The sequence below is a fragment of the Ruegeria marisflavi genome, assembly GCF_025673445.1.
Taxonomy (GTDB): Bacteria; Pseudomonadota; Alphaproteobacteria; order Rhodobacterales; family Rhodobacteraceae; genus Ruegeria_B; species Ruegeria_B marisflavi.
In genome coordinates this window covers 84843-107900 of the sequence record NZ_JAOVQN010000013.1, presented here as the reverse complement: position 1 = coordinate 107900, position 23058 = coordinate 84843, and the positions used below count along the sequence as shown (strand labels likewise).

Genomic DNA, 23058 nt, shown 5'->3' with positions numbered 1-23058 from the left:
ACCAGAGATCAGAGAAGCGCGCGGCTTACTCGATGATCCCCATGATGTCGCTTTCCTTCATCATCAGCAGTTCTTCGCCTGCAACGGTGACTTCAGTGCCCGACCATTTGCCGAACAGGATACGGTCACCGGCTTTTACGGCCATCGCGATCAGCTCGCCGCTATCCTTGCGGGCGCCGTCGCCACAGGCGACAACCACGCCTTCGCTGGGCTTTTCCTTGGCGCTATCGGGGATAATCAGGCCGCCTGCGGTCTTCTCTTCGCTTTCGGTACGGCGAACCAGCACGCGGTCATGAAGCGGTTTCAATGCCATCTTTGCAGCTCCTTGAGGCTCAAAGTTTGTTTCCCTCCCCCTGCTCTGTGTCAGAGGCATTAGCACTCCCTCTTGCTGAGTGCTAACGGCGCATAGCTAGGGACTTGGAAAGGCCGAGTCAACATCTTTGCCCGGAAAAAATTCCCCGATTTTGACGGGACGGAGGCGGTTTACAACCGGGTGTCCCCGAAGCAGAGTGCGCACCGTATGACAGACGCGGGACAATCGACATGCAGATCAAGGCAAACGGCATTCAGATCGAGGTCGAGGAGCACGGACCGTCGGACGGCGTACCGCTGATCCTTATCCGGGGGCAAGGCAGCCAGCTGGCGCATTGGCCGACCGAGCTGTATGACGGTTTTGCCAAGGCCGGATACCGGGTGATCCTGTTTGACAATCGCGACGTCGGCCTGACCCAGCGCTTCCCGGTCGATGACGTTCCGGCGGATGCCGATACCATTCTCGCACGGCTGCGCAATGGCGCGGAAATGCCAAAGCCCTATGATATCAACGATATGGTGGGCGACATTACCGGTCTGATGGATGCGCTGGGGATCGAACATGCGCATATGTTCGGCATCTCGATGGGGGGGGCGGTGCTGCAACAATTGTGCATCGATCACCCTGACCGCGTTTTGTCGGCCACGATTGTGATGACCGCTTGCCGACCATTCACCGAACGCGCGCCGGATGACCGGGCAGCCCTATTGGCGCTTGTCGACAGCCTGTTGGTGCGCGACGTGACGCGTTCGGAATATCTGGATGCGCAGGTCGCCGAACATGGGCTTTGGGGCAGTCCCGGCTACCCGATGCCCGAGGCGGATATCCGCGCCATGGCCGCCCGCGCCTGGGAGCGGGGCGTGGATGCGGCCGGGCGAAACCGACAGGTGCTGGCAATACTGCATGCGCCTGACCGCAGGCCAGGCCTGAGGAAGGTCGCACTGCCCTGCTTTGTGATCCACGGCACCGATGACGCGCTGATACCGCTGGAGATGGGCGAAGAGATCGCGGCGGCAATTCCCGAAGCAGAGTTTCAGGCGGTGAAGGGAATGGGCCATATCATCACCCCGGCCCTTTCCCCGGTCATGGTTGACATGGTGACCGACTTCATCGCGCGGCGGGCCTAGGTCCAGCTATAGGCCCAATGGACCAGTCCGGCGCGGCCTTCATCCGTAATGCCATAGATGCCCTTCTCGACCCGTAGAAACCAGCCATAGTGGTTTTCGCGCATCAAGCGGGTTGCAGTGGTAACGCCCGTAGCAAGGGCGACCTCGCTGCCTTTGCTTTGTCCGTTCTCCGCCAGATGCGCGGCACAGCGCAACGCATCCTGGCGGTAGGCGGTGACAATGCCATGCCGGGTCGCACCACCGGCGTTTGGATCGCCGGTCAGGCGGTCGAACTCTCGGAACAACTTCTCCGTCCGCGCCCTGGACTTGCGCGGCTGGTAGGGTCCGGGGTCGCACTGCACCTCGACCTGCCCATCGGGGCGCACTGTGATCAGGCCCAGCCCCAATCGCTGGCACAGCGCGAGATTGTCGCGTAAAGCCCGCCGGGCCGTTTTTCCCTTGGGCCGCAAGACCGCCATATAAACGGTATCTGTTAGGGCGAGCCGCGCCACAGCCTGATGAAACAGCGACAGCGAGAACCGCAGCTTCAATTCCACCACTACCGGCGGTTCATCACCCCGCCGCGCGACAATGTCGGCGGCGCCGACCTCACCCTTGACGGTGTAGCCCTGCCGTTCCAGCATCTGTTTGATCGGTGGGTATAGATCCTGCTCTCGCTGCATGGTTGCAGGCTAGGCACATCGGAGGGGCAATACAATCGCGCAACCAAGCGTGTCTTGCCCCTGGCAAATCCGGACCTTAGCTGTTGATTCAGTTCGAAATCGAAGGAGACCCCATGCTGCGCGCCCTGATACTCTGCCTGGGCCTGCTGGGCACGACCGGGGTCGAGGCCCGCTGTACCGGCACCGATCTGCGGACACGGTTGACGCCTGAAGGCGAAGCACTTTTGGCGCGCGAGATAAAAAAGGTCCCGTTTGCCTATGGCAACCACTGGATCGCGACCAAAGGGTCGCAACGCATCCACCTGATCGGAACCCAACATACCGGGGACAGCCGGATGCGGGCAGTGATGCGAAAGCTCACGCCGGTGATCCAGTCCGCTGATGCCGTACTGTTGGAAGTCACGGCCAAGCAGCTCGCCACCCTCGAAGACACGCTACGCGAGACACCCTCGATCCTGACGATACCCAAGGGTTCTCCGGGGCTGGACAAGCTGATGGAACCGGAAGAGTGGCAGATGCTGAGCCTTCAGATGCGGGTGCAGGGAGTCAATGAACAGGTTCTTGCCCGCATGCAGCCCTGGTTCATCTCGATGAACCTATCCCGCTCGGGCTGCGGCGGGCGCGGGCTGTTTGCCTATCGCGGTCTGGATGACCGGATCGAGCTTTTGGCGGCGCGGGCTGGAGTGCCGGTCGGCTCACTGGAAGCGGTCGGAACGGGCATGAGTTCTCTGTCTGCCATCCCGATCCGCGACCAGGTCAAGCTGCTTGTGCTGGACATGAAGAGCGAGCTCAATTTCGACGATCAGGTCGTGACCCTTTCGAACGCCTATTTCGAAGAGAGGTTGGCCGAGGCAATGCTGATCGAGGACTGGACGCTCTATCGCGACCTGAACGTTTCCCGAAAGGAAGTGTCCCGCCTGCTGCGCCAGTTCGATACGCATATTCTGGACAAGCGCAATCGGGCCTGGATGCCGGTTATCCAACGGACCAAAGGAAAGACCTTGGTCGTGGCTGTCGGGGCGGCGCATTTGCCGGGAAAGGCCGGTCTGCTGAACCTGTTGAAACAGCGCGGCTACAGCCTGAGCCGCGCTGAGTTTTGAAGAGCGGAAATGACATCCATGCGTTTTCTGGCCGCTTTCCTGTTTCTGACAATGCCAATGGCGGCCTTTGCCGCCTGCGAAGGGCGCGACCTGCGTGACGACTTGCCGAACGAGGTCCGCGCCGACATGGTACAGGCCGCTGCCGCGATACCCTATCACGAGGGCAACCACTGGATAGCGACCCGCGGCAATACCGTGCTGCATCTGATTGGGACCCTGCATGTCAACGACCCTCGTATGGGGCCTGCTGCCGACAGGCTGGAACCGCTGATCGAGCGGGCAGATTCCATCTGGTTTGAGATGAACTCTCTCGACCTTGCCGACTTTGAGCGTGAGATCATGGGGAACCCCAAGGTGGCGCTGATCACCGAGGGCCCAACCCTGATCGAACTGATGAGCGAAGAGGGATGGAGCCGCGTCGCCCAGGCCCTGGCCGAGCGCAATGTCCCGGCCTGGATGGGGGCCAAGATGCAACCGTGGATATTGGGTTCGGTCCTGTCGATGCCGCCCTGCCTGCTGCGCAGTTCGGAAGAGGCGATGCAAGGTTTGGATCGCCGCTTGATGGACATCGCCTACAGTCACGACGTACCGCAACATTCGTTGGAAACCGGGACCGAAATGCTGGCGCTGTTCACCGCCACCTCGATCGAACAGCAGGCACGCGAGTTGGAGATGTTTTCGGGCAGTCTGGGGACCAATGCCGACCAGTTGGCGACACTGAGCGATATCTATTTCGAAGAGCACCATGCCGAGGCCATGGAGTTCTTGCGTCGTGACACACTGGCGCGCACCGGTTTGACACCTGAGGATTTCGACCCGATTTGGGACAGTTTCAAGTTGGAACTGTTAGAGGGACGCAACCGCAATTGGATGCGCCATATTCTGGATTTCCAAGATCAAACTGCGGTGATCGCCGTGGGCGCGGCCCATTTGCACGGCGAAAGCGGATTGCTGAACCTCCTGACGATAGAGGGGTACGTGTTGGAACGCTCCGCATTCTAAGGCAGCAACCTGACCAAGGGTCGCAGCCTGAGCGGCCCCCCGTGACAATGCCGGTCCGCGCCCCTATAAGGCGCGCAAATTTGACCTTGCGCAGGATAGACACATGACCATTCAGGTATTTGGCCACAAATCCCCCGACACCGATTCCACCGGCTCGCCCATCGTCTGGGCCTGGTATCTGAACGAGGTAAAGGGCGAGGCCGCCAAACCGGTGCTGCTGGGCGAACCCAACACCGAAGCGGCCTTCATGCTGAGCCGCTGGGGTTTCGACAAGCCCGAGATCATCTCGGACGTGGACGCAGGCGCCCCGGTGGTGATCGTGGACACCAACAACCCCGCCGAACTGCCCGCCAGCGTCAATGACGCCGATATCCGCCAGATCATCGACCACCACGCGCTGATCGGCGGGCTGAAAACCAAGGGCCCGATCGACATCACCGTGCGTCCTCTGGCCTGTACTGCCACCATCATGGTCGACCTGATGGGCGACGATGCCGCGCGCATGCCCGAGGCGATCAAGGGTGCGGCGCTGACCTGCATCCTTAGCGACACGCTGGAGTTCCGCTCGCCCACCACCACCGACCACGACCGCGCCGTGGCCGAGAAGCTGGCCGCCGATCTGGGCGTCGACATCCCCTCTTACGCCGCCGAGATGTTCGCGGCGAAGTCGGACGTGTCCTCGTTCTCGGATGCCGAACTGCTGCGGATGGACTCGAAAGAGTACAATGTCGACGGCAAGGAATTCCGGGTCTCTGTTCTGGAAACCACAGCGCCCAAGGTGCTGCTGGACCGCAAGGACAGCCTGATGGCCTCGATGATCGACGTGGCCAAGGAAGACGGCGCCGATCAGGTGCTGCTGTTCGTCATCGACATCCTGAACGAGGAAGCCACCCTGCTGGTGCCCAACGATCTGGTCAAGACAGTGGCCGAAAAGAGCTTTGGCGCCTCGGTCTCGGGCGACACGGTTGTCCTGCCCGGCATCATGAGCCGGAAGAAGCAGATCATCCCCAACCTCAAGGTCTGATAGCCACTTCTGTCGAACCGGTTCAAACCGGGGAAAGGGCGCGGATACGCGCCCTTTTTTTGTTGCCACGATAATGAGACACTTCGGTCAACGGCCCCGGGAATCGGGTCGTTTCACTATTACGCCGCAGGCAGGGCTCAGCGCCCTGCCCGGCCAAACTGATAAAAACAAAATCCCAACAACCGGAGGTACTGACATGCCGCTTCTCCTAGACCGCCGTTCCTTTATCGGCGCAACCGCTGGCTTTATCGCTCTGCATCCGTTCTCGGCCCGGGCATCCGGGATGCAGGCCCATTTGCGGATCATGGAGACGACGGATCTCCATGTTCACGTCTACCCATATGACTATTACGCAGACAAACCGATCGACACCGTCGGCCTGTCGCGCACAGCGGCGTTGATCCAGTCGATCCGGGACGAAAGCACCAACTCGCTGCTGATCGACAACGGAGATTTCCTGCAAGGCAACCCGATGGGCGATTACATCGCCTATGAACGCGGCATGGCCGAGGGCGACAGCCATCCGATCATCACGGCCATGAATACGCTGGGCTTTGATGGATCGACCTTGGGCAATCACGAGTTCAATTATGGTCTGGATTTCCTGACAAAGTCTCTGGCGGGTGCGAATTTCCCTGTTGTCTGCGCCAATATCGCCCGCGAGGCGGGCAGTTCCCCGCGCGAGGACAAGACGCTGTTGCCGCCCTATGTCATTCTGGATCGCGAGGTCATCGACGGCGACGGGACACCCCATCCGATCCGGATCGGTCTGATCGGTTTTGTCCCGCCACAGGTGATGAACTGGGATCGGCGCCATCTGGAAAACAAAGTTGTCGCACGCGACATCGTGGATACCGCCCGGGCCTATGTGCCGCAAATGAAGGAGCAAGGCGCAGACATCATCATCGCGCTCTGCCATTCGGGCATTGGCGAGGCAAATCATGTGGACGGACAGGAGAACGCCGCGATTCCACTGGCGGCCGTCGACGGGATCGACGCGATCCTGACCGGCCATCATCACCGCGTCTTCCCCGGCCCGCAATATGAGGGGACCGCAGGCGTCGACTCGACTGCCGGAACCATCATGGGCAAACCTGCGACCATGGGCGGCTTCTGGGGCTCTCACATGGGGCTGATCGATCTGATGCTGGAACGCGACGGCGGAGCGTGGCGCGTCGTGGCCCATACCGCCGAGGCCCGCCCGATCTCGAAGCGCAACGAAGACCGCTCGATCACGCCACTGGTCGAAAGTGTCGCCAAGGTCGAAGAGGCCGCCAGTGCCGAACACGAGGCGACGCTTGCCTATGTCCGCCGTCCGGTGGGCAAGACCGACGCAGCGCTGCACAGCTACTTCGCTTTGGTCGCCGATGATCCCTCGGTGCAGATCGTGTCGATTGCCCAGACCTGGTACATCGGCGAGATGATGAAGGGCACCGAGCACGAGGGCCTGCCGATCCTCTCGGCTGCCGCGCCGTTCAAGGCGGGCGGGCGCGGCGGGCCGCAGTACTATACCGATGTCCCGGTGGGCGACGTGGCGATCCGCAACGTTGCGGACCTGTACCTCTACCCCAACACGGTGCGCGCCGTGCGCGTGAACGGGGCGCAGCTGCGAGGCTGGCTGGAACGGTCTGCCGGGATCTTCAACCAGATCACGCCGGGCGAGGCCGACCAGGTTCTGCTGAACCCCGATTTCCCGTCCTACAATTTCGACGTGATCGACGGTGTCAGCTATCAGATCGACCTCAGCCAGCCGTCGCGCTTTACCGCCAAGGGCGAGATGGCCAATCCCGAGGCGCAACGCATCGTCAACCTGTCCTTCAACGGCAAGCCGGTGACGGATGACATGGAATTCGTGATCGCAACAAACAACTACCGTGCCAGCGGCGGCGGAAGCTTCCCGGGCGCCTCGCCGGATACTGTGATTTTCGAGGGGCCGGACACCAACCGGGACGTGATCGTGCGCTACATTGTCGAACAAGGCACTATCAATCCCAGCGCCGACGCGAACTGGTCGTTTGCGCCCCTGCCCGACACCTCGGTCCTGTTCGACACCGGGCCGGCCGCCGCGCAATATGCCGACGGGATAAAAGGTATGAAGATCGAGGCCGCAGGCGATGGGCCGGACGGGTTCGCGCGGTTCCGCATCGCGTTGTGATCTGAAGCTCCCTGCTACGCGGGGGGCAGCCCGTCAAAGGCGTGTACGCCCTCGGGAATGATGTGAAACGCCTGTTTCTCGGCGGCGAACACCGCTGCCTTGGGCCCCTTGAACACCGCGGGGTCGTCCAGCGTGCCGATCTTGAGGATCACCGCCGGCAGGCCGGGCCGGTGCGAGGCGACCCCGGTGCCGCAGGTGGCGCAGAAATCGCGGGTCACGCGGTCGGGCCGGTCCTCCAGCCGAAAACTCTTGGGCGTGCCTTTGACATAACGAAAGCCAGCGGCGGGCATCACCATGAACAGGTTCGGCGCGCCGCCGGAGTAGGTTTGGCAGGCGCGGCAGTGGCATTGCGCCTTGAGCATGGGCGCGCCCTCGGCCTCGTAGCGCAGCGCGCCGCAATAACACCCGCCAGTAAGGGTCATTCTGGGTCTCCTGTTTCGGTTTCTCCGGCGAGGATGGACGCAGGAGTGACAAGCGCATAGTGTCACAAATGACATTATTCAGATCGAAATGGACAAATCGCCGTGGACGTCGTTCTGCTGCATCCAACCCCCTGCCAGCGGTCGAGCCTGGCCATCGCCGAGGACATGCTGGACAGCGCCAACCGCGTGGCCGCGTTGCGCGGCGAGACGGCGCCGTTTTGCTGGCGCACCCTGCACCCCGAGGCGGTCTGCCCGGATACACCGGCGCCGGGGCTGGTGGTGCTGCCGGGGATGGGGCTTGCCTCGGCCGAGGAGTTGCGGGCGGCGATGGACAGTCCTGCCTTTGTTGCGCTGACCGCGGCGCTGCGCCACTTCGCCCAGCCCGGTACCCGCATTGCCAGCGCCTGCTCTGGCGTCTTTGCGCTGGCGGCGGCGGGGCTTCTGGATGGGCGCTGCGCCACCACAACCTGGTGGCTGGCGCCGCTGTTGCGGGGCTGGTTCCCCAAGGTCCGGGTCGAGATGGGCGAGGTGCTGTGCAGCGATGGAGCGCTGGTGACGGCCGGGGCGTTCTTTGCCCAGATCGACCTGATGCTGCACCTGATCGAAACCCAGGCAGGGTTTGCCCTGGCCGAGGATTGCCGCCGCTTTCTGCTGGCTGACAGCCGACCCAGCCAGCTGCCCTATCTGTCGGTGGCGACCCTGGTGGCGGGCGATCCGGCGCTGCAACGGGTCGAGTTGTACCTGCGCCGCCATATCGCCCGACAGGTGCCGCTGGCCGAACTGGCCGATGCCGCCGGGCTGGGCACGCGCACCTTTGCCCGCCGTCTGGCACGGGTCGCGGGCATGACCCCGGGCGAGTTCGCCCAGACCCTGCGAGTGACCGAGGCGATCCGGCTTTATCGGGCGGGCGGGCTGAGCCTCGAACAGATCGCGCATCGGGTCGGATATGGCGATGCCACCGCGCTCCGCCGTGTAATGACCCGCCGCACCGGGCGGCGGCTGGAAAGTTTTCGCGGCTGACCGCCAGCCCTTTCCCATGGCCATTGTCCAACGCATGCGGCATACAAGCCCTTGCGACAATACCCAAACCGGACCCAGACATGACCCAGATCATCAATGCCCTCTCCGACATCTCCGACCGCTATCGCGCGCTATTCGTCGATCTGTGGGGATGCGTGCACAATGGGGTGACCGCCTATCCAGATGCGATCTCTGCGCTGAGAGCCTATCGCGCCCAGGGCGGCAAGGTCGTGCTGGTGACGAACTCTCCGAAACCGCGCGCCGGGGTTGCAACCCAATTGGTCCAGTTCAACGTGCCGCAAGACGCCTATGACACCATCGCCACCAGCGGCGATAGCGCACGTTCGGCCATGTTCCGGGGGGCGGTTGGGCAAAAGGTCTATTTCATGGGTGAGTGGGACCGCGACGCAGGCTTCTTCGAACCGCTCAAACTGCTCGACAACCCGGTCGAGATCACCCGTGTGCCGCTGCAAGAGGCCGAGGGCATCGTGTGTTGCGGCCCCTTCGACCCTATGGCCGACCCGGCGGTGAACCGGCCCGAGTTCCTCTATGCCAAGACCAAGGGGATGAAGCTGCTCTGCGCCAATCCCGATATCGTGGTCGACCGCGGCGAAATCCGTGAATGGTGCGCCGGGGCGCTGGCGCGGCTTTACACCGAGATGGGGGGCGAGAGCCTGTATTTCGGCAAACCACACCCGCCGATCTATGATCTGGCGCGCCGCCGGCTGCTCGCCTTGGGGGTGGATGTCGCCGATTCCGAGATTCTGGCGATCGGCGACGGCATCCAGACGGACATCGCCGGTGGTCAGGGTGAAGGCATCGATACCCTGTTCATCTCGGGCGGTCTGGCCGCATCGGAAACCAAAACTGGCATCAACCCGGATCCGGTGGCGCTAACTGCATACCTGGAAAGAGAAAACAGAAGCCCGACCTATACTATTGGCCAACTTCGCTAAGCAGAAAGGGCTTGATTTTCTGCAACTGCAAAGTAATAAAGTTGCCAAACCAAGGTGGAGACTTGCTCAAAGTTGCTCCGCCATCTGGATAGAGAGGGTGACATGTTGGACAATCTGCCGCGCGGAACGATCTGTATCGAAGATATCGAGATGGGCATGACCCGGTACCTGCGCAAGCAGGTCACCGACGAGGATATCGAGATGTTCGCCCAGGTCTCGACGGACCGCAATCCGGTGCATCTGGACGACGAGTATGCCCGCGACACCATCTTTGAGGGGCGCATCGCCCATGGCATGCTGACCGCCGGGCTGATCTCGGCCGTGATCGGCGAGCAGCTGCCCGGACATGGCACCGTCTACATGGGTCAGTCGCTGAAGTTCCTCGCCCCCGTGCGCCCGGGAGACACGGTCTATGCCGAGGTCAAGGTGATCGACATCGACTTTGCCAAACGCCGAGTCAAGCTGGACTGCCATTGCGCCGTCGACGGCAAGAAGGTGCTGGTGGGCGAGGCGATGGTGCTGGCCCCCTCGCGCAAGTTCGACTGATCGTTAGCACAGCTGCATTCGCGGCCTCGCTCCTCAGCAACACACGAAGAAGTGATCATTGCTCGCGCTGCCTGGGCCCAACCAAAGTGCAGTTTCCTACTTTTATTTCAATAAGTTGAACAATCACGCGCAGATCGCGGCCCATTGCGCGGGCGTGGTACTATTCTGCTGAAAGCCTGACTGAACTTGCTATCGTTTGGACAAGACTCACTTAACTTGTTCATGAAGTGGAGTTCGAGATGCGAGCAATCGTTATCGGCGCAGGGATGGGAGGGCTGATGACCGCCCTGACGCTGCGGCAATCCAAGGTCTTCTCGGCGATCGAGGTCTACGAGCAGACCAGGCAGCCCAGCACAGCCGGGGCCGGGCTGAACATTCCCCCCAATGGGGCGCGGATCTGCCGCTGGCTGGGGGTCGATCTGGATGGCGGCAACCCCAAAGGACCGGATGGCGCAGTGGATGGTGGCCGGGCTGCGATCCTGACATCGACCCGGCAGTTCAACACCGATGGCAGTGTGACCGAAAGGCCGTTCGACCATGTCACCGCCGCTGGCGATGGCGCCGGGTTTCATCACATGCACCGGCTGGACCTGCTGATGTGCCTCTACAAGCGGGTGTTGGAATTCGGCACCGACAGTGGCGCCCCCTGCCCGATCTCGGTCCATATGGACAGCAGGCTGACCAGGCTGGAGCAAAGCCAAGGCGGTGTGACGGCGGCGTTCGCCAATGGGCATACGGCGACCGGTGACATTCTGGTTGGCGCCGATGGGATCAACTCGGCCACTCTCAGTCTGGCCTGGCCCAACCCGCGCCCCAAGCGCTGGACCGAGGTCACCTGTTTCCGCGGCCTCATTCCCCGCGACACCGTCGCGGCGCTGCGCAAGCCTGATGGCCGTCCGCTGGACCACAACCCCATCCACTCTTTCAGCATGGACCGCCACAAGACGGAACGCAGCGGCGCCACCACCTATTGGGTACGCGGCGGCGAGTTGCTGAATGTCTGGATCGCCCGGTATGAACCCGATTCAACCGCCTTTGAACAGGAAGAGGGCGACTGGTTTCCCATCAGCCGCGAAGAAATCACGCGCGACGTCGGCGCGGCCTTTGCCGAGCTTCCCAATTGCGACGATCTGGTCGCCCTGGCCGGGGCGATGGTAGGCCCCACGAAATGGGGGCTTTATGACCGCGACGCGCTGGACACCTGGGTGCAGGGGCGCATCTGCTTGCTGGGCGATGCGGCGCACCCGATGCTGCCCACCTTTGGGCAGGGCGCGGCGCAGGCATTCGAGGATGCCGCCGCGCTTGGCTGCGCCTTCGCCCTGCACCGCCGTGACGTGTCCACGGCCCTGTTGCACTATGAACGGGTGCGGCACTATCGCGCCAGCCGGTTTCAACTGGGGTCGAAGTTTGCCTTTGACCATCTGCGGCCCAAGGGTACCGAGGCGCAAAAAGCGCTGCTTGAAGGGCTGGATGAACGCGTCACGCCCGCGTTTTCGCATGACAAGCGCGGCGGCGAGAATGACGCCTGGATCTATGCCTTTGATGCCCGCAACATCGGCCCGGCCCTGCCCGCCAGGAAATGGGGACCGTGGGATTACCGCGAGGCATCGAAGGAGGATCATGCAAAGGCGACGCAAAGCCTCTGGCAGCCGGAGGTCCCGGCCGGAGGCACCCGTCGCGTGACCCGCGCCGAGGTCGCCCGGCACAACACCCGCGACGATTGCTGGATCATCGTTTCGGGCAAGATCTATGACATCTCGGCCTGGGCGCCCCATCACCCCGGCGGTGCGGGCATTGCCCGGATTTATGCGGGCAAGGATGCCACCGCCGAGTTCGGCGATTATCACAGCGCGCAAGCGGTCGCACATATGGCGCATTTCTGTATCGGCGAACTGGTCGAGACATCGGAGGGTGCAGAGCCGTCGGCATGACCCGAGTGACCCAAACAGTCTCTGACCGGTGACCGAAACGCCCCTGCTCCATCAAGTCGCGCTTGAACCCGGGGCGACCTGCGTTTACCCAACCTGCATGCGTATCATCCGCGACTACAGATTTCTTGAACCCCGGGACCGAGGCGCCAGCGTCGCCATCGGCAATTTCGACGGCGTGCATATCGGCCACCGCTCGGTGATCGAACTGGCGCGGCAGGCGGCGCCCGAGGCGCCACTGGGGGTGATGACCTTCGAGCCGCATCCGCGCGAGTATTTCGCCCCGGACAGCCCACCCTTTCGCCTGATGCGCGGCCCGGCGCGCGCGCACCGGCTGGAAAAGCTGGGCGTCGAGCGGCTGTATGAGCTGCCCTTCAACGCCGCGCTGGCCGGGTTGACGCCCGAAGAGTTCGCGCGCCGCGTCATCTGCGACGGTCTCGGCCTGGCGCATGTGGTGATCGGCGCCGATTTCTGCTTCGGCAAGGGCCGCAGCGGCAACGCCGCCGACATGGTGCGGTTCGGTCAGCAGATGGGGTACGGTGTCACCATTGCGCCGCTTTTGGAGCAGACCGAGCGCGTGATCTCCTCGACCGCGATCCGCTCCGCGCTGAGCGAGGGCCGCCCGCGTGACGCCGCCGCAATGCTGGGCCATTGGCATCGGATCGAGGGGCCGGTAATCGGCGGCGAGCAGCGCGGGCGCGAATTGGGCTTTCCCACCGCCAATATGTCCATCGACGGGCTGCACCCGCCCCGGTTCGGTGTCTATGCGGTGCTGGTCGATGTGCTGGATGGGCCACACAAGGGCAGCTATCATGGCGCCGCCTCGGTCGGTGTGCGACCGATGTTCAAAGGCGAGCAGCCCAATATCGAAACCTTCCTGTTTGATTTTTCCGGCGATCTTTATGGCGCCACGCTGAGTGTCGGGTTGGTTGAGTATCTTCGTCCCGAAATGACCTTTGACGGGCTCGACGCCCTTATCGCGCAAATGGACGCCGATTGCGCCCGCGCCCGCGACATCCTGGCCGCCCTATGAAAGATCCGATCGACCGCAACGGGCTGCGCCCGCGTTTTTGGGAGCGCAAGCCGCTGGCGCGGCTGAGCAAGACCGAGTGGGAGGCATTGTGCGACGGCTGCGGCAAATGCTGCCTGAACAAGCTCGAGGACGAGGATACAGGCGAGGTCGAACTGACCCGGGTCGCCTGTCGGCTGCTGGATGACGAGAGCTGCCATTGCACCCAATACCCGATCCGTCACCAGTTTGTGCCCGATTGCATCGTGCTGACCCCCGACAATCTGGACAGCCACGCCTATTGGATGCCCCGCACCTGCGCCTATCGGCTGCTGTGGGAGGGCAAGCCGCTTTTTGACTGGCACCCGCTGATCTCGGGCGATGCCGAAAGCGTGCACCGGGCGGGCGTGTCGGTGCGCGGCATCACCGTATCCGAATTCGAAACCCCCGAAGAAGACTGGGAAGACCATATCATCGAGGAGCCGATCTGATGTTCTTTGCTTCTGACAATTCCGGCCCTGTCCACCCCGAGGTTCTGACTGCCCTGGCCGAGGCCAACCAGGGCTATGCCATGGCCTATGGGGCGGATGCGCAGATGCAGGCGGTGCGCGAGAAAATCCGTCGGATTTTCGAGGCGCCCGAGGCGGCGGTTTATCTGGTCGCAACCGGGACAGCGGCCAACTCGCTGGCGCTGGCCACCCTGTCACAACCGTGGCAGACGATTTTCTGCTCGCCCGTGGCCCATATCCACGAGGACGAGTGCAACGCGCCTGAGTTCTATTCGGGCGGCGCCAAGCTGACCCTGGTGTCCGGCGGCGACCGGATGACGCCCGAAGCGCTGCGCGCCTCGATCACGGGCGAAGAGACCCGTGGCGTGCACGGGCCGCAGCGCGGCCCGGTCTCGATCACCCAGGTGACCGAACGCGGCGGCGTCTATTCCATTGCCGAGTTGCAGGCGCTTTGCGCGGTGGCCAAGGAGTACGGTCTGCCGGTGCATCTGGACGGCGCCCGCTTTGCCAATGCTCTGGTGGCGCTCAACGCCTCGCCCGCCGAGATGACCTGGAAGGCGGGCGTTGACGCGGTCAGCTTTGGCGGCACCAAGAATGGCTGCATGGGCGTCGAGGCGGTGATTTTCTTTGACCCGAAACATGCCTGGGAATTCGAGCTGCGCCGCAAGCGCGGTGCGCATCTCTTCTCGAAACACCGCTATTTGTCGGCGCAGATGGATGCCTATCTGACGGATGATCTCTGGCTGCGCTCGGCGCGGCGGGCTAATGACAATTGCGCCCGGCTGGTCGAGGGGCTGGGGGCGGCGGGGGCCACGTTCCTGCACGAGCCGCAGGCCAATATCGTCTTTGCCAGCTTCCCGCGCGCCACGCACCGGCGGCTGATGGACGCGGGCGCGTCCTATCACCTGTGGGGTGCGGAACTGGAGGGCGAGGACGAGAGCGAGATGCTGGCCTGCCGCATGGTCTGCGACTGGTCGATCGGGACGGATCAGATCGACCGCTTCCTGTCCCTGCTCTGAGCGGGTGGGGGGCGCTGCCCCCGGAGTATTTTCAGCGAAATGAAAAGACTGACAGTCAGCCTGCCCGCGACCATAACGCGCGGATGTGCGCCGCCGTCTCTGCCGGGTGACTGATGGGCAGCATGTGACCGGCGCCCGCGATGACCTCTTCGGTTGCATCGGGCAGACGCCGCACGAGACCCTTTGAGATCGCCTGCATCACCGGATGGGTCAATGCGCCCCGCAAGAGCAGAACCGGCATCGTGGCACGGTCGAGCTGCCCGGGCGCCAGCAGCCCGGCCGTGTCTTTGAACAGCGCCTCGTCCACCGTCGGAACAATGTGAATACCCCGGATCATTGCCGCGCGGGTCGCCTCGGGCAGGTCCGGCCAGCGCGGGCTGTCGGCGGTGCTCCACATCCGGTTGAACAGACGCGCGGCCAGCGCCTTGTCGCCGCTTTCCAGGGCAGACATATAAGGTTGTGCGTCCTGACCATGCTGCTCGATCAGATCAGGCGCGTCCCGGCAGGCCACGGCGAAAAACACCGGTTCGATGAGTGTCAGGCTGCGAACAAGCTCCGGCTGTTCCACCGCCAGCCGCAAGGCAACGGTAGCGCCAAAGGAATGACCGATCACATCCATGCGCCTGTCGAGACAGGCCTGTGCGTTCTCCAGGATGCGATCCTGAAAACAGCCCTGCCCGTCCCAATCCGGGCTGCGGCCATGGCTGAGCATGTCCGGCGCGGTGAACCGGGCCTCGTCCCCCAGAATGCGGGTCAGCCCCTTCCACGCGCCCGAATGGGCAATGGTGCAATGCAGCGCCAACACCTGCCGCGGCCCATGGCCGAAGTGACTGACGTGGACGGGTTGCGGCAAAGAGGCGGTATCCCTCACCCCTTGATCTCCGCCAGATGCGCGTCGAGATCGTCCAGCCGGTCCTGGCCCCAGAACCTCTGACCATCCGACGTGATGTAGAACGGGGCACCAAAGACACCACGATCGACCGCCTCCTCCAGGTTGGCGGCATAGGTTTCCGCCCCGACCAGCAGGCCGCTGTTTGCCAGATTCGGATCGAAACCGGCGCGTTCCAGGCAATCGCGGATCACCTCGTCCTGCGCGATGTCCTTGTCTTCGGCCCAGCAGGCCCGCAAGATCGAATGACACAGCGCACCGACATCGCCGCTGCCGTCCCGGATCGCTGCAATGATCGCGTAAGAGGAGGGCGCGGCATTCGTCGGCCAATGCACGGGCTTGAGGTAGAACGGCAAACCGGTCTTCCTGGCTTGACGCTGCAACTCCTGGGCCCGGTATTCGATGCGCGAGGGGTGCCGGTCCTTGGGGGGCACACCGCCTGTCCGGCCGAAAAGCGCAAGGATATCCACGGGCTTGTAGGCGATGCTGGCCCCGTGCTTTGCGGCCACCTCCTCCAGTCGCATCCCGGCCAGATAGGAAAAGGGCGAGAGTGTCGCAAAAAAGTAGTCGATATCGGCCATGTTCACTTTCTCCGCAGCGTTACCTTTGCTGGACCGTAAGCCCATGCTAAGCGGTGTCAACATCACGAATCTGTCACAACAGACAGTGCTGCCTGGGGATATCCGTCATGCCGTCACTCACCGAACCCAAGCTCATCTCTGGGAACGCCAATCTTCCGTTGGCCCAGTCGATAGCGCGCCGTATGAGCCTGTATCGAGGCGTTGACCAAGGTTTGGTCAACGCCCGTGTCGAACGGTTCAACGATGGCGAGATCTTTGTCGAGGTGTTCGAAAATGTCCGCGGCGAGGACATGTTCATCATCCAGCCGACATCGAACCCCGCCAATGACAACCTGATGGAGCTGCTGATCATCGCAGACGCGCTGCGGCGGTCGTCGGCAGCGCGGATTACGGCGGTGATCCCCTATTTCGGCTATGCCCGGCAGGACCGGCGGACCAAGGCGCGTACGCCTATCAGCGCGAAGCTGGTGGCGAACATGCTGACCGGCGCTGGGATCGAGCGGATCCTGACCATGGACCTGCACGCGGCCCAGATTCAGGGTTTCTTCGATATTCCGGTCGACAACCTCTATGCTTCGCCGATTTTCGCGCTGGATGTGCGGACCAATTTCAAGGATCGGATGGGCGACCTGATGGTGGTCTCGCCCGACGTGGGCGGCGTGGCGCGTGCGCGTGAACTGGCCAAGCGGATCAATGCGCCGCTGTCTATCGTAGACAAGCGCCGGGAAAAGCCGGGCGAAATCGCCGAAATGACGGTGATCGGTGATGTGACCGACAAGATCTGCCTGATCGTCGACGATATCTGCGACACGGCCGGAACCTTATGTAAAGCCGCGCAGGTGTTGCTCGACAATGGCGCCAAGGAAGTGCACTCGTACATTTCACACGGTGTGATGAGCGGGCCGGCGGTCGAACGGGTGAGCAACTCGGTGATGAAATCGTTGGTGATCACTGATTCGATCCAGCCGACGCCGGAAATCCTTGCTACGCCGAATATCCGTGTGGTCCCAACCGCTCCGATCTTTACCCAGGCGATCCTGAACATCTGGAACGGCACCTCCGTCTCGTCCCTGTTCGAGGACAAGACCCTGCGCCCGATCTACGAGTCGCTCTATCATATGGATTGATCGGGCCGGCGGTTTCGAATCCCGGGCCTCGTCGCCTTGGCCCCAGAAAATTCGTCGAATTTTCTGGGGCGGCGCCCCTAGATCACGTCCCAGTCATCCTCGTTGGCAACGTCACCGATCGCGGTCCATCCCACGCGAAGCCGGGCGACCCGTGTATCGGCCCATGTTCGAAACACGATATCGAACCCGTTCGGGGTGATGTCTTCGGCTTTCACTTCTGCCCGAACCGCGGCCCCGGTATCGACATCCCAAAGTGAAATCCCGACAACAATGGCAGGAACAGAGCGGAATGCCTGCTTGAAGCGGACGGCATGTCTGCGTTCGCGGTTTCCCGATCCGGTCCACATATCCCCTCCGTTCTCGTAGTCCGAGAACATCGCAACATCGCCTTGCTGAATGGCCATACGGTGGGCGGAGAAAACTTTCATAATTCACAATCCAAGACGACGACAGGCGGGTGAGAAATATCACAGGCCAATCAGGCCAAAAATTGACGCAAAAAGGGCCAGCCCGTTGCCCGGCTGGCCCCATGTTCTTGCTGCGAAAGCCAGAAGCTCAGAGCCCCATATGGGTGCCCAGGGCCTCCATATCGGCCAAAAGCTTCGCCGCATCGTCCACGATGCTGTGATGCTCCTGTGCCTTGGCCGCGTCATGCGACGCACGCGCTTCGGCGATCATCTCGTCCAGATGCGCGCGGGTGACTTCCGTTACCGGGATCGCCTTTTCGGCCAGCACCGACAGGGTGTCGGCACCGATCTGGGCGAACCCGCCGGTCACCAGATATTCGCTGGATCCTTCGGGTCCTTCGACCTTGAGGATCCCTGGACGCAGCGTGGTAATGGTGGGGGCATGATCGGGCATTGCCGTCATGTCTCCGTCCGCGCCAGGAATCTGGACCGCAGTCACCTGGAGCGACGCAAGGCGGCGCTCCGGGCTGACGAGGTCGAATTGCATTGTATTTGCCATCAGGGATACTCCTTAGGCAGCTGCAGCGGCCATACGCTCGGCTTTGGCGATCACTTCATCGATGCCGCCAACCATATAGAAGGCCGCTTCGGGCAGGTGGTCGTATTCACCGGCCACAACCGCCTTGAACGACGAGATCGTGTCTTCCAGTGGAACCTGCACACCGTCCGAGCCGGTGAACACTTTCGCAACGTCGAAGGGCTGGCTGAGGAAACGCTGGATCTTCCGGGCGCGGGCCACGGTCAGCTTGTCCTCTTCGCTCAGTTCGTCCATGCCAAGGATGGCGATGATGTCCTGGAGCGACTTGTAGCGCTGGAGGATACCCTGAACGTCACGGGCAACCTGATAGTGCTCTTCACCGACAACCTGCGGGTCGAGGATCCGCGACGAGGAGTCGAGCGGGTCAACGGCCGGGTAGATACCCAGTTCCGAGATCGCACGCGACAGAACGGTGGTTGCGTCAAGGTGCGCAAAGGTGGTTGCAGGCGCGGGGTCGGTAAGGTCGTCCGCGGGAACGTAGACGGCCTGGATCGAGGTGATCGAGCCTGCCTTGGTCGAGGTGATGCGTTCCTGCATCGCACCCATGTCGGTGGCCAGCGTCGGCTGGTAGCCCACGGCCGAAGGGATACGGCCCAGAAGTGCGGACACCTCGGAACCGGCCTGGGTGAAGCGGAAGATGTTGTCCACGAAGAACAGAACGTCGGTGCCGGACTGGTCGCGGAACTGCTCGGCCAGGGTCAGGCCGGTCAGCGCAACGCGGGCACGGGCTCCCGGAGGCTCGTTCATCTGGCCGTAAACCAGGGCCACCTGCGACTCTTCGAGGTTATCCGGCTTGATAACGTTGGATTCGATCATCTCGTGGTAAAGGTCGTTGCCCTCACGGGTCCGTTCACCGACACCGGCGAACACCGAGTAACCCGAGTGCACCTTGGCGATGTTGTTGATCAGTTCCATGATCAGAACGGTCTTGCCCACACCGGCGCCGCCGAACAGGCCGATCTTGCCGCCCTTGGAATAGGGGGCCAGCAGGTCGATAACCTTGATGCCGGTGACCAGGATGTCCGACGAGGTCGACTGTTCATCAAACGAGGGTGCGGGCTGGTGGATGGCACGGGTCTCGGTGGCGTTCACCGGGCCCTTTTCGTCCACCGGTTCGCCGATCACGTTCAGGATGCGGCCCAGGGTGGCTGCGCCCACCGGCACCGAGATCGGGCCGCCGGTATCGGTCACAACCGCGCCACGGACCAGACCTTCGGTCGCATCCATTGCGATGGTGCGGACAGTGTTTTCGCCCAGGTGCTGCGCAACTTCGAGCACCAGACGCTTGCCGTTGTTTTCGGTTTCCAGCGCGTTCAGAATTTCAGGCAGGGCATCATCGAACTGGACGTCAACGACGGCCCCGATGATCTGCGTGACTTTGCCTTTTGCATTCGCCATGTTTCGTCTCCGGATTTTCTTACAGCGCCTCGGCGCCGGAAATGATTTCGATCAGCTCGTTGGTGATGACGGCCTGACGCGAGCGGTTGAATTCGATGGTCAGCTTGTCGATCATCTCGCCCGCGTTGCGGGTCGCGTTGTCCATCGCCGACATCCGGGCGCCCTGTTCCGAGGCCCCGTTTTCCAGCAGCGCCGAGAAGATCTGCGTCGCCACGCCGCGCGGCAGCAGGTCGGCCAGGATGGCCTCTTCGCTGGGCTCGTAGTCAAACAGCGCAACTTCGTCGCTCTCCCCTTCGGCCTCAAAGGCCGCCGGGATGATCTGTTGCGCGGTCGGCAGCTGGGTCACGACGTTCTGGAACTTCGCATAGAAGATCGTGGCAACGTCGAATTCACCGGCATCGAACCGGCCCAGAACGTCGCGAGCGATGTCCTGCGCATTGGCATAGCCAAGAGCCTTGATACCGCTCAGGTCCACGTGACCCACCATATTGGCGGCAAAGTCACGCTTCAGCGCATCGCGGCCCTTCTTGCCGACGGTCAGAATCTTGACCGTCTTGCCCTTGGCCAGCAGTTCATTTGCGCGGACGCGGGCCAGTTTGGCGATGTTCGAGTTGAACCCGCCGCACAGACCGCGTTCGGCCGTCATGACGACCAGCAGATGAACCTGATCGCTGCCCGTACCACGGAGCAGCAAGGGGGCGCTGTCGCTCCCCCCGACCGAGGCCGCCAGCCCCGCCATCACGGCATTGAACCGTTCGGCATAAGGGCGGGCCGCTTCGGCAGATTCCTGGGCGCGGCGCAGCTTTGCCGCCGCGACCATCTGCATGGCCTTGGTGATCTTGCGGGTCGATTTGACCGACGCGATCCTGTTTTTTAGGTCCTTGAGATTGGGCATCGACGCCTCTCCTTACGCGAAGGTTGCGGCGTATTCGTCCAGCGCAGCCTTGACCCGACCAGCAGCATCGTCCTTGATCTTGGGATCTTCGTTGGTGATCCAGGCCAGCAGCTCGGCATGTTTGCCGCGCAGATGCTGGAGCAGACCTGCCTCCCAGCGGCCGACATCGGCCAGCGCGACCTTGTCGAGGTAACCGTTGGTGCCGGCGAAGATGACGCAGACGATTTCAGCGTTGGTCAGGGGCGAATACTGCGGCTGTTTCATCAGCTCGGTCAGACGCGCACCACGGTTCAGCAGCTGCTGGGTCGCGGCGTCGAGGTCGGACCCGAACTGGGCAAATGCCGCCATCTCGCGATACTGGGCCAGCGACAGTTTCACCGGGCCTGCCACGCTCGACATCGCCTTGGTCTGGGCCGAGGAGCCCACGCGCGACACCGACAGACCGGTGTTCACGGCGGGGCGGATGCCCTGGTAGAACAGTTCGGTTTCCAGGAAGATCTGGCCGTCGGTGATCGAGATCACGTTGGTCGGGATAAAGGCCGACACGTCGCCGCCCTGGGTTTCGATGACGGGCAGAGCGGTCAGCGAACCGGCGCCGAAATCCTCGTTCAGCTTGGCCGAACGTTCCAGCAGCCGCGAGTGGAGATAGAAAACGTCGCCCGGATAGGCTTCGCGTCCCGGCGGACGGCGCAGCAACAGCGACATCTGACGATAGGCCACGGCCTGTTTGGACAGGTCATCATAGATGATCAGCGCGTGACGGCCGTTGTCGCGGAAATACTCGGCCATCGCGGTTGCGGCATAAGGTGCCAGGAACTGCATCGGCGCGGGGTCGGATGCGGTGGCGGCCACGACGATGGAGTATTCCATCGCGCCGTTCTCTTCCAGCTTCTTGACCAGCTGGGCCACGGTCGACCGCTTCTGACCGATCGCCACATAGACGCAGTAGAGCTTCTTGCTCTCGTCGTCGCCAGCGGCCTCGTTATAGGATTTCTGGTTCAGGATGGAGTCGAGCGCGATCGCGGTCTTGCCGGTCTGACGGTCGCCGATGATCAGCTCGCGCTGGCCACGGCCGATCGGGATCATCGAGTCGACGGCCTTCAGGCCGGTCGCCATCGGCTCGTGCACCGATTTACGCGGGATGATGCCGGGCGCCTTGACGTCGGCAACGCCGCGCTGCTTGGCGTTGATCGGGCCTTTGCCGTCGATCGGGTTGCCCAGACCGTCAACAACGCGGCCCAGCAGCTCGTCACCCTGCGGCACGTCCACGATGGAGTTGGTGCGCTTGACAGTGTCGCCTTCCTTGATGTCCCGGTCCGAGCCGAAGATCACGACGCCGACGTTGTCGCTTTCCAGGTTCAGCGCCATGCCCATGATGCCGCCCGGGAACTCGACCATTTCACCAGCCTGAACATTGTCGAGGCCGTAAACGCGGGCGATACCGTCGCCGACGCTCAGCACGCGACCGATTTCGGCCACTTCTGCTTCCTGACCAAAATTCTTGATCTGGTCCTTCAGGATTGCAGAAATCTCTGCAGCTTGGATACCCATTTATCCGACCTCTTTCATTGCATTCTGGAGGGAGTTGAGCTTGGAGCGGATCGAGCTGTCGATCATCTTCGAGCCAACTTTGACGACAAGACCGCCGATGAGGGCTTCATCCACGGTCGCATTGATGGTGACAGATTTGCCGACGCGCTCGCTGAGCGTCTTGGTCAGCTTGTCGATCTGGGTCTTGGTCAGGGCCTTGGCCGATGTGACCTCGGCGGTCACTTCACCGCGTTCTTCGGCCAGCGCGTCCTGAAGTGCCTTGAGCAACTGCGGCAGAACAAACAAGCGGCGCTTTTGTGCCATAAGACCCAGCGAATTGGTCAGCACGGCGCCAAGCTTCATTTTCTTGGCAATCGCAGTGATCGCGGCTTCCTGTTCTGTGCGGGACACCAGCGGTGACGCGATCAGACCACGCAGGTCGGCGCTTTCGGCCAGGGCGGCAGCCAGATCATTGATGCCGGTTTCCAGACCTTTCAGGTCATTATTCTCTTTCGCGATCTCGAAAATCGCGGTGGCATAGCGCGCGGCAATGCCTGCGGAAATCGAAGCTGGTTCGGACACGTCCACCCTTCCGATATTATTGGCCCCGAACGCGCCGTTTGCGCGACCCCGGGGGCGTGAGGAAACCCCGCCGTGACGGCGGGGCATCGAAATCACCGGGGATGTAGCAGAGCGTTCCTTATGTCGCAATATAGTATAGCGATAACAGCCTTGCACCCAAATCGTGTGTTTTCAATGTGTTAACGAAACTGCGACCGTTTGCACCCGTTCTTTTAGCTGAAATTGCAGCGGCAAACGCATGTTTTTTCCGATTCCTGTC

The 23058-nt window shown here is 62.3% G+C and carries 24 protein-coding genes; 13 read left to right on the top strand and 11 right to left on the bottom strand.

What is annotated here, in order from left to right; genetic code table 11:
• Nucleotides 1-25 precede the first annotated feature (25 nt).
• Nucleotides 26-313 carry a co-chaperone GroES gene (locus OEZ49_RS13725; protein ID WP_263388840.1) on the bottom strand — a complete coding sequence of 96 codons (288 nt, stop codon included), beginning with the start codon at nt 311-313 and terminating at the stop codon, nt 26-28.
• A gap of 230 nt (nt 314-543) precedes the next feature.
• Between OEZ49_RS13725 and OEZ49_RS13720 the strand changes: the two genes are divergently transcribed.
• Nucleotides 544-1440, top strand: coding sequence for an alpha/beta fold hydrolase (locus OEZ49_RS13720; protein ID WP_263388839.1), 897 nt, complete (start codon nt 544-546; stop codon nt 1438-1440).
• Here the strand turns inward: OEZ49_RS13720 and OEZ49_RS13715 are convergent.
• Nucleotides 1437-2102 (bottom strand): DUF2161 domain-containing phosphodiesterase, encoded by a 666-nt coding sequence (locus OEZ49_RS13715; RefSeq protein ID WP_263388838.1) that lies wholly within the window; start codon nt 2100-2102, stop codon nt 1437-1439. The genes OEZ49_RS13720 and OEZ49_RS13715 overlap by 4 nt on opposite strands.
• Before the next feature lie 113 nt (nt 2103-2215).
• Here OEZ49_RS13715 and OEZ49_RS13710 point away from each other — a divergent pair, with 113 nt between their 5' ends.
• The 4 genes from OEZ49_RS13710 (at nt 2216) to OEZ49_RS13695 (ending at nt 7383) form a co-directional block, all read left to right on the top strand.
• Nucleotides 2216-3202: a TraB/GumN family protein gene (locus OEZ49_RS13710; RefSeq protein WP_263388837.1), complete on the top strand. Its 987-nt coding sequence runs from the start codon at nt 2216-2218 to the stop codon at nt 3200-3202.
• A 9-nt stretch (nt 3203-3211) separates the two neighbouring features.
• Entirely contained in the window at nt 3212-4204 is a 993-nt protein-coding gene (locus tag OEZ49_RS13705; RefSeq protein WP_263388836.1) for a TraB/GumN family protein, read from the top strand.
• A 103-nt stretch (nt 4205-4307) separates the two neighbouring features.
• Nucleotides 4308-5228, top strand: a complete 921-nt coding sequence (locus OEZ49_RS13700) for a manganese-dependent inorganic pyrophosphatase (RefSeq protein ID WP_263388835.1) — start codon at nt 4308-4310, stop codon at nt 5226-5228.
• A 196-nt stretch (nt 5229-5424) separates the two neighbouring features.
• The gene (locus tag OEZ49_RS13695; protein WP_263388834.1) at nt 5425-7383 is read left to right on the top strand and encodes a bifunctional 2',3'-cyclic-nucleotide 2'-phosphodiesterase/3'-nucleotidase; all 1959 of its coding nucleotides are present in this window, start codon (nt 5425-5427) and stop codon (nt 7381-7383) included.
• A 14-nt stretch (nt 7384-7397) separates the two neighbouring features.
• Here OEZ49_RS13695 and OEZ49_RS13690 read toward each other — a convergent pair whose 3' ends face one another.
• Nucleotides 7398-7805, bottom strand: coding sequence for a GFA family protein (locus tag OEZ49_RS13690; RefSeq protein WP_238905177.1), 408 nt, complete (start codon nt 7803-7805; stop codon nt 7398-7400).
• 102 nt (nt 7806-7907) lie between these two features.
• On the opposite strand from OEZ49_RS13690, the gene OEZ49_RS13685 reads away from it, so the two are divergent.
• From OEZ49_RS13685 to OEZ49_RS13650, 7 genes are all read left to right on the top strand, one after another.
• A complete protein-coding gene (locus OEZ49_RS13685) occupies nt 7908-8825 on the top strand; it encodes a GlxA family transcriptional regulator (protein ID WP_263388833.1) in 918 nt (305 codons plus the stop codon).
• A gap of 80 nt (nt 8826-8905) precedes the next feature.
• Entirely contained in the window at nt 8906-9781 is an 876-nt protein-coding gene (locus tag OEZ49_RS13680) for an HAD family hydrolase (protein WP_263388832.1), read from the top strand.
• Nucleotides 9782-9883: 102 nt separating this feature from the next.
• Complete coding sequence (locus OEZ49_RS13675; protein ID WP_044028673.1) at nt 9884-10327, top strand: MaoC family dehydratase; 444 nt, start codon at nt 9884-9886, stop codon at nt 10325-10327.
• Nucleotides 10328-10566: 239 nt separating this feature from the next.
• On the top strand, nt 10567-12258 hold the full coding sequence (locus OEZ49_RS22995) for a cytochrome b5 domain-containing protein (RefSeq protein ID WP_317853172.1): 1692 nt from the start codon (nt 10567-10569) through the stop codon (nt 12256-12258).
• A 97-nt stretch (nt 12259-12355) separates the two neighbouring features.
• Entirely contained in the window at nt 12356-13288 is a 933-nt protein-coding gene (locus OEZ49_RS13660; RefSeq protein WP_263388831.1) for a bifunctional riboflavin kinase/FAD synthetase, read from the top strand.
• On the top strand, nt 13285-13755 hold the full coding sequence (locus OEZ49_RS13655) for a YcgN family cysteine cluster protein (protein WP_164133018.1): 471 nt from the start codon (nt 13285-13287) through the stop codon (nt 13753-13755). Before OEZ49_RS13660 ends, OEZ49_RS13655 begins: the two co-directional genes overlap by 4 nt.
• Nucleotides 13755-14792 (top strand): threonine aldolase family protein, encoded by a 1038-nt coding sequence (locus OEZ49_RS13650; RefSeq protein ID WP_263388830.1) that lies wholly within the window; start codon nt 13755-13757, stop codon nt 14790-14792. The genes OEZ49_RS13655 and OEZ49_RS13650 overlap by 1 nt, the downstream gene beginning before the upstream one ends.
• Nucleotides 14793-14847: 55 nt before the next feature.
• On the opposite strand, the gene OEZ49_RS13645 is transcribed toward OEZ49_RS13650, so the two are convergent.
• A complete protein-coding gene (locus tag OEZ49_RS13645; RefSeq protein WP_263388829.1) occupies nt 14848-15645 on the bottom strand; it encodes an alpha/beta fold hydrolase in 798 nt (265 codons plus the stop codon).
• A 14-nt stretch (nt 15646-15659) separates the two neighbouring features.
• On the bottom strand, nt 15660-16262 hold the full coding sequence (locus tag OEZ49_RS13640) for a 2-hydroxychromene-2-carboxylate isomerase (protein WP_263388828.1): 603 nt from the start codon (nt 16260-16262) through the stop codon (nt 15660-15662).
• A 107-nt stretch (nt 16263-16369) separates the two neighbouring features.
• Here OEZ49_RS13640 and OEZ49_RS13635 point away from each other — a divergent pair, with 107 nt between their 5' ends.
• On the top strand, nt 16370-17389 hold the full coding sequence (locus OEZ49_RS13635) for a ribose-phosphate pyrophosphokinase (RefSeq protein ID WP_263388827.1): 1020 nt from the start codon (nt 16370-16372) through the stop codon (nt 17387-17389).
• A 77-nt stretch (nt 17390-17466) separates the two neighbouring features.
• On the opposite strand, the gene OEZ49_RS13630 is transcribed toward OEZ49_RS13635, so the two are convergent.
• The 6 genes from OEZ49_RS13630 to OEZ49_RS13605 form a co-directional block, all read right to left on the bottom strand.
• Nucleotides 17467-17817 carry an H-type lectin domain-containing protein gene (locus OEZ49_RS13630; protein ID WP_263388826.1) on the bottom strand — a complete coding sequence of 117 codons (351 nt, stop codon included), beginning with the start codon at nt 17815-17817 and terminating at the stop codon, nt 17467-17469.
• 127 nt (nt 17818-17944) lie between these two features.
• Nucleotides 17945-18355 (bottom strand): F0F1 ATP synthase subunit epsilon, encoded by a 411-nt coding sequence (locus OEZ49_RS13625; RefSeq protein WP_263388825.1) that lies wholly within the window; start codon nt 18353-18355, stop codon nt 17945-17947.
• A gap of 12 nt (nt 18356-18367) precedes the next feature.
• Nucleotides 18368-19792: a F0F1 ATP synthase subunit beta gene (gene atpD / locus OEZ49_RS13620; RefSeq protein WP_263388824.1), complete on the bottom strand. Its 1425-nt coding sequence runs from the start codon at nt 19790-19792 to the stop codon at nt 18368-18370.
• Between the two features lie 19 nt (nt 19793-19811).
• Nucleotides 19812-20687 carry a F0F1 ATP synthase subunit gamma gene (locus OEZ49_RS13615; RefSeq protein WP_263388823.1) on the bottom strand — a complete coding sequence of 292 codons (876 nt, stop codon included), beginning with the start codon at nt 20685-20687 and terminating at the stop codon, nt 19812-19814.
• Between the two features lie 12 nt (nt 20688-20699).
• Entirely contained in the window at nt 20700-22238 is a 1539-nt protein-coding gene (atpA, locus tag OEZ49_RS13610; protein ID WP_263388822.1) for a F0F1 ATP synthase subunit alpha, read from the bottom strand.
• Nucleotides 22239-22799 (bottom strand): F0F1 ATP synthase subunit delta, encoded by a 561-nt coding sequence (locus tag OEZ49_RS13605; protein ID WP_164133031.1) that lies wholly within the window; start codon nt 22797-22799, stop codon nt 22239-22241.
• Nucleotides 22800-23058: the final 259 nt, after the last annotated feature.

Coding starts and splice junctions, on each gene's coding strand:
- OEZ49_RS13725 (WP_263388840.1), bottom strand. CDS start 313: ATGGCATTGAAACCGCTTCATGACCGCGTGCTGGTTCGCCGTACCGAA.
- OEZ49_RS13720 (WP_263388839.1), top strand. CDS start 544: ATGCAGATCAAGGCAAACGGCATTCAGATCGAGGTCGAGGAGCACGGA.
- OEZ49_RS13715 (WP_263388838.1), bottom strand. CDS start 2,102: ATGCAGCGAGAGCAGGATCTATACCCACCGATCAAACAGATGCTGGAA.
- OEZ49_RS13710 (WP_263388837.1), top strand. CDS start 2,216: ATGCTGCGCGCCCTGATACTCTGCCTGGGCCTGCTGGGCACGACCGGG.
- OEZ49_RS13705 (WP_263388836.1), top strand. CDS start 3,212: ATGACATCCATGCGTTTTCTGGCCGCTTTCCTGTTTCTGACAATGCCA.
- OEZ49_RS13700 (WP_263388835.1), top strand. CDS start 4,308: ATGACCATTCAGGTATTTGGCCACAAATCCCCCGACACCGATTCCACC.
- OEZ49_RS13695 (WP_263388834.1), top strand. CDS start 5,425: ATGCCGCTTCTCCTAGACCGCCGTTCCTTTATCGGCGCAACCGCTGGC.
- OEZ49_RS13690 (WP_238905177.1), bottom strand. CDS start 7,805: ATGACCCTTACTGGCGGGTGTTATTGCGGCGCGCTGCGCTACGAGGCC.
- OEZ49_RS13680 (WP_263388832.1), top strand. CDS start 8,906: ATGACCCAGATCATCAATGCCCTCTCCGACATCTCCGACCGCTATCGC.
- OEZ49_RS13675 (WP_044028673.1), top strand. CDS start 9,884: ATGTTGGACAATCTGCCGCGCGGAACGATCTGTATCGAAGATATCGAG.
- OEZ49_RS22995 (WP_317853172.1), top strand. CDS start 10,567: ATGCGAGCAATCGTTATCGGCGCAGGGATGGGAGGGCTGATGACCGCC.
- OEZ49_RS13660 (WP_263388831.1), top strand. CDS start 12,356: ATGCGTATCATCCGCGACTACAGATTTCTTGAACCCCGGGACCGAGGC.
- OEZ49_RS13655 (WP_164133018.1), top strand. CDS start 13,285: ATGAAAGATCCGATCGACCGCAACGGGCTGCGCCCGCGTTTTTGGGAG.
- OEZ49_RS13650 (WP_263388830.1), top strand. CDS start 13,755: ATGTTCTTTGCTTCTGACAATTCCGGCCCTGTCCACCCCGAGGTTCTG.
- OEZ49_RS13640 (WP_263388828.1), bottom strand. CDS start 16,262: ATGGCCGATATCGACTACTTTTTTGCGACACTCTCGCCCTTTTCCTAT.
- OEZ49_RS13635 (WP_263388827.1), top strand. CDS start 16,370: ATGCCGTCACTCACCGAACCCAAGCTCATCTCTGGGAACGCCAATCTT.
- OEZ49_RS13630 (WP_263388826.1), bottom strand. CDS start 17,817: ATGAAAGTTTTCTCCGCCCACCGTATGGCCATTCAGCAAGGCGATGTT.
- OEZ49_RS13625 (WP_263388825.1), bottom strand. CDS start 18,355: ATGGCAAATACAATGCAATTCGACCTCGTCAGCCCGGAGCGCCGCCTT.
- atpD (WP_263388824.1), bottom strand. CDS start 19,792: ATGGCGAATGCAAAAGGCAAAGTCACGCAGATCATCGGGGCCGTCGTT.
- OEZ49_RS13615 (WP_263388823.1), bottom strand. CDS start 20,687: ATGCCCAATCTCAAGGACCTAAAAAACAGGATCGCGTCGGTCAAATCG.
- atpA (WP_263388822.1), bottom strand. CDS start 22,238: ATGGGTATCCAAGCTGCAGAGATTTCTGCAATCCTGAAGGACCAGATC.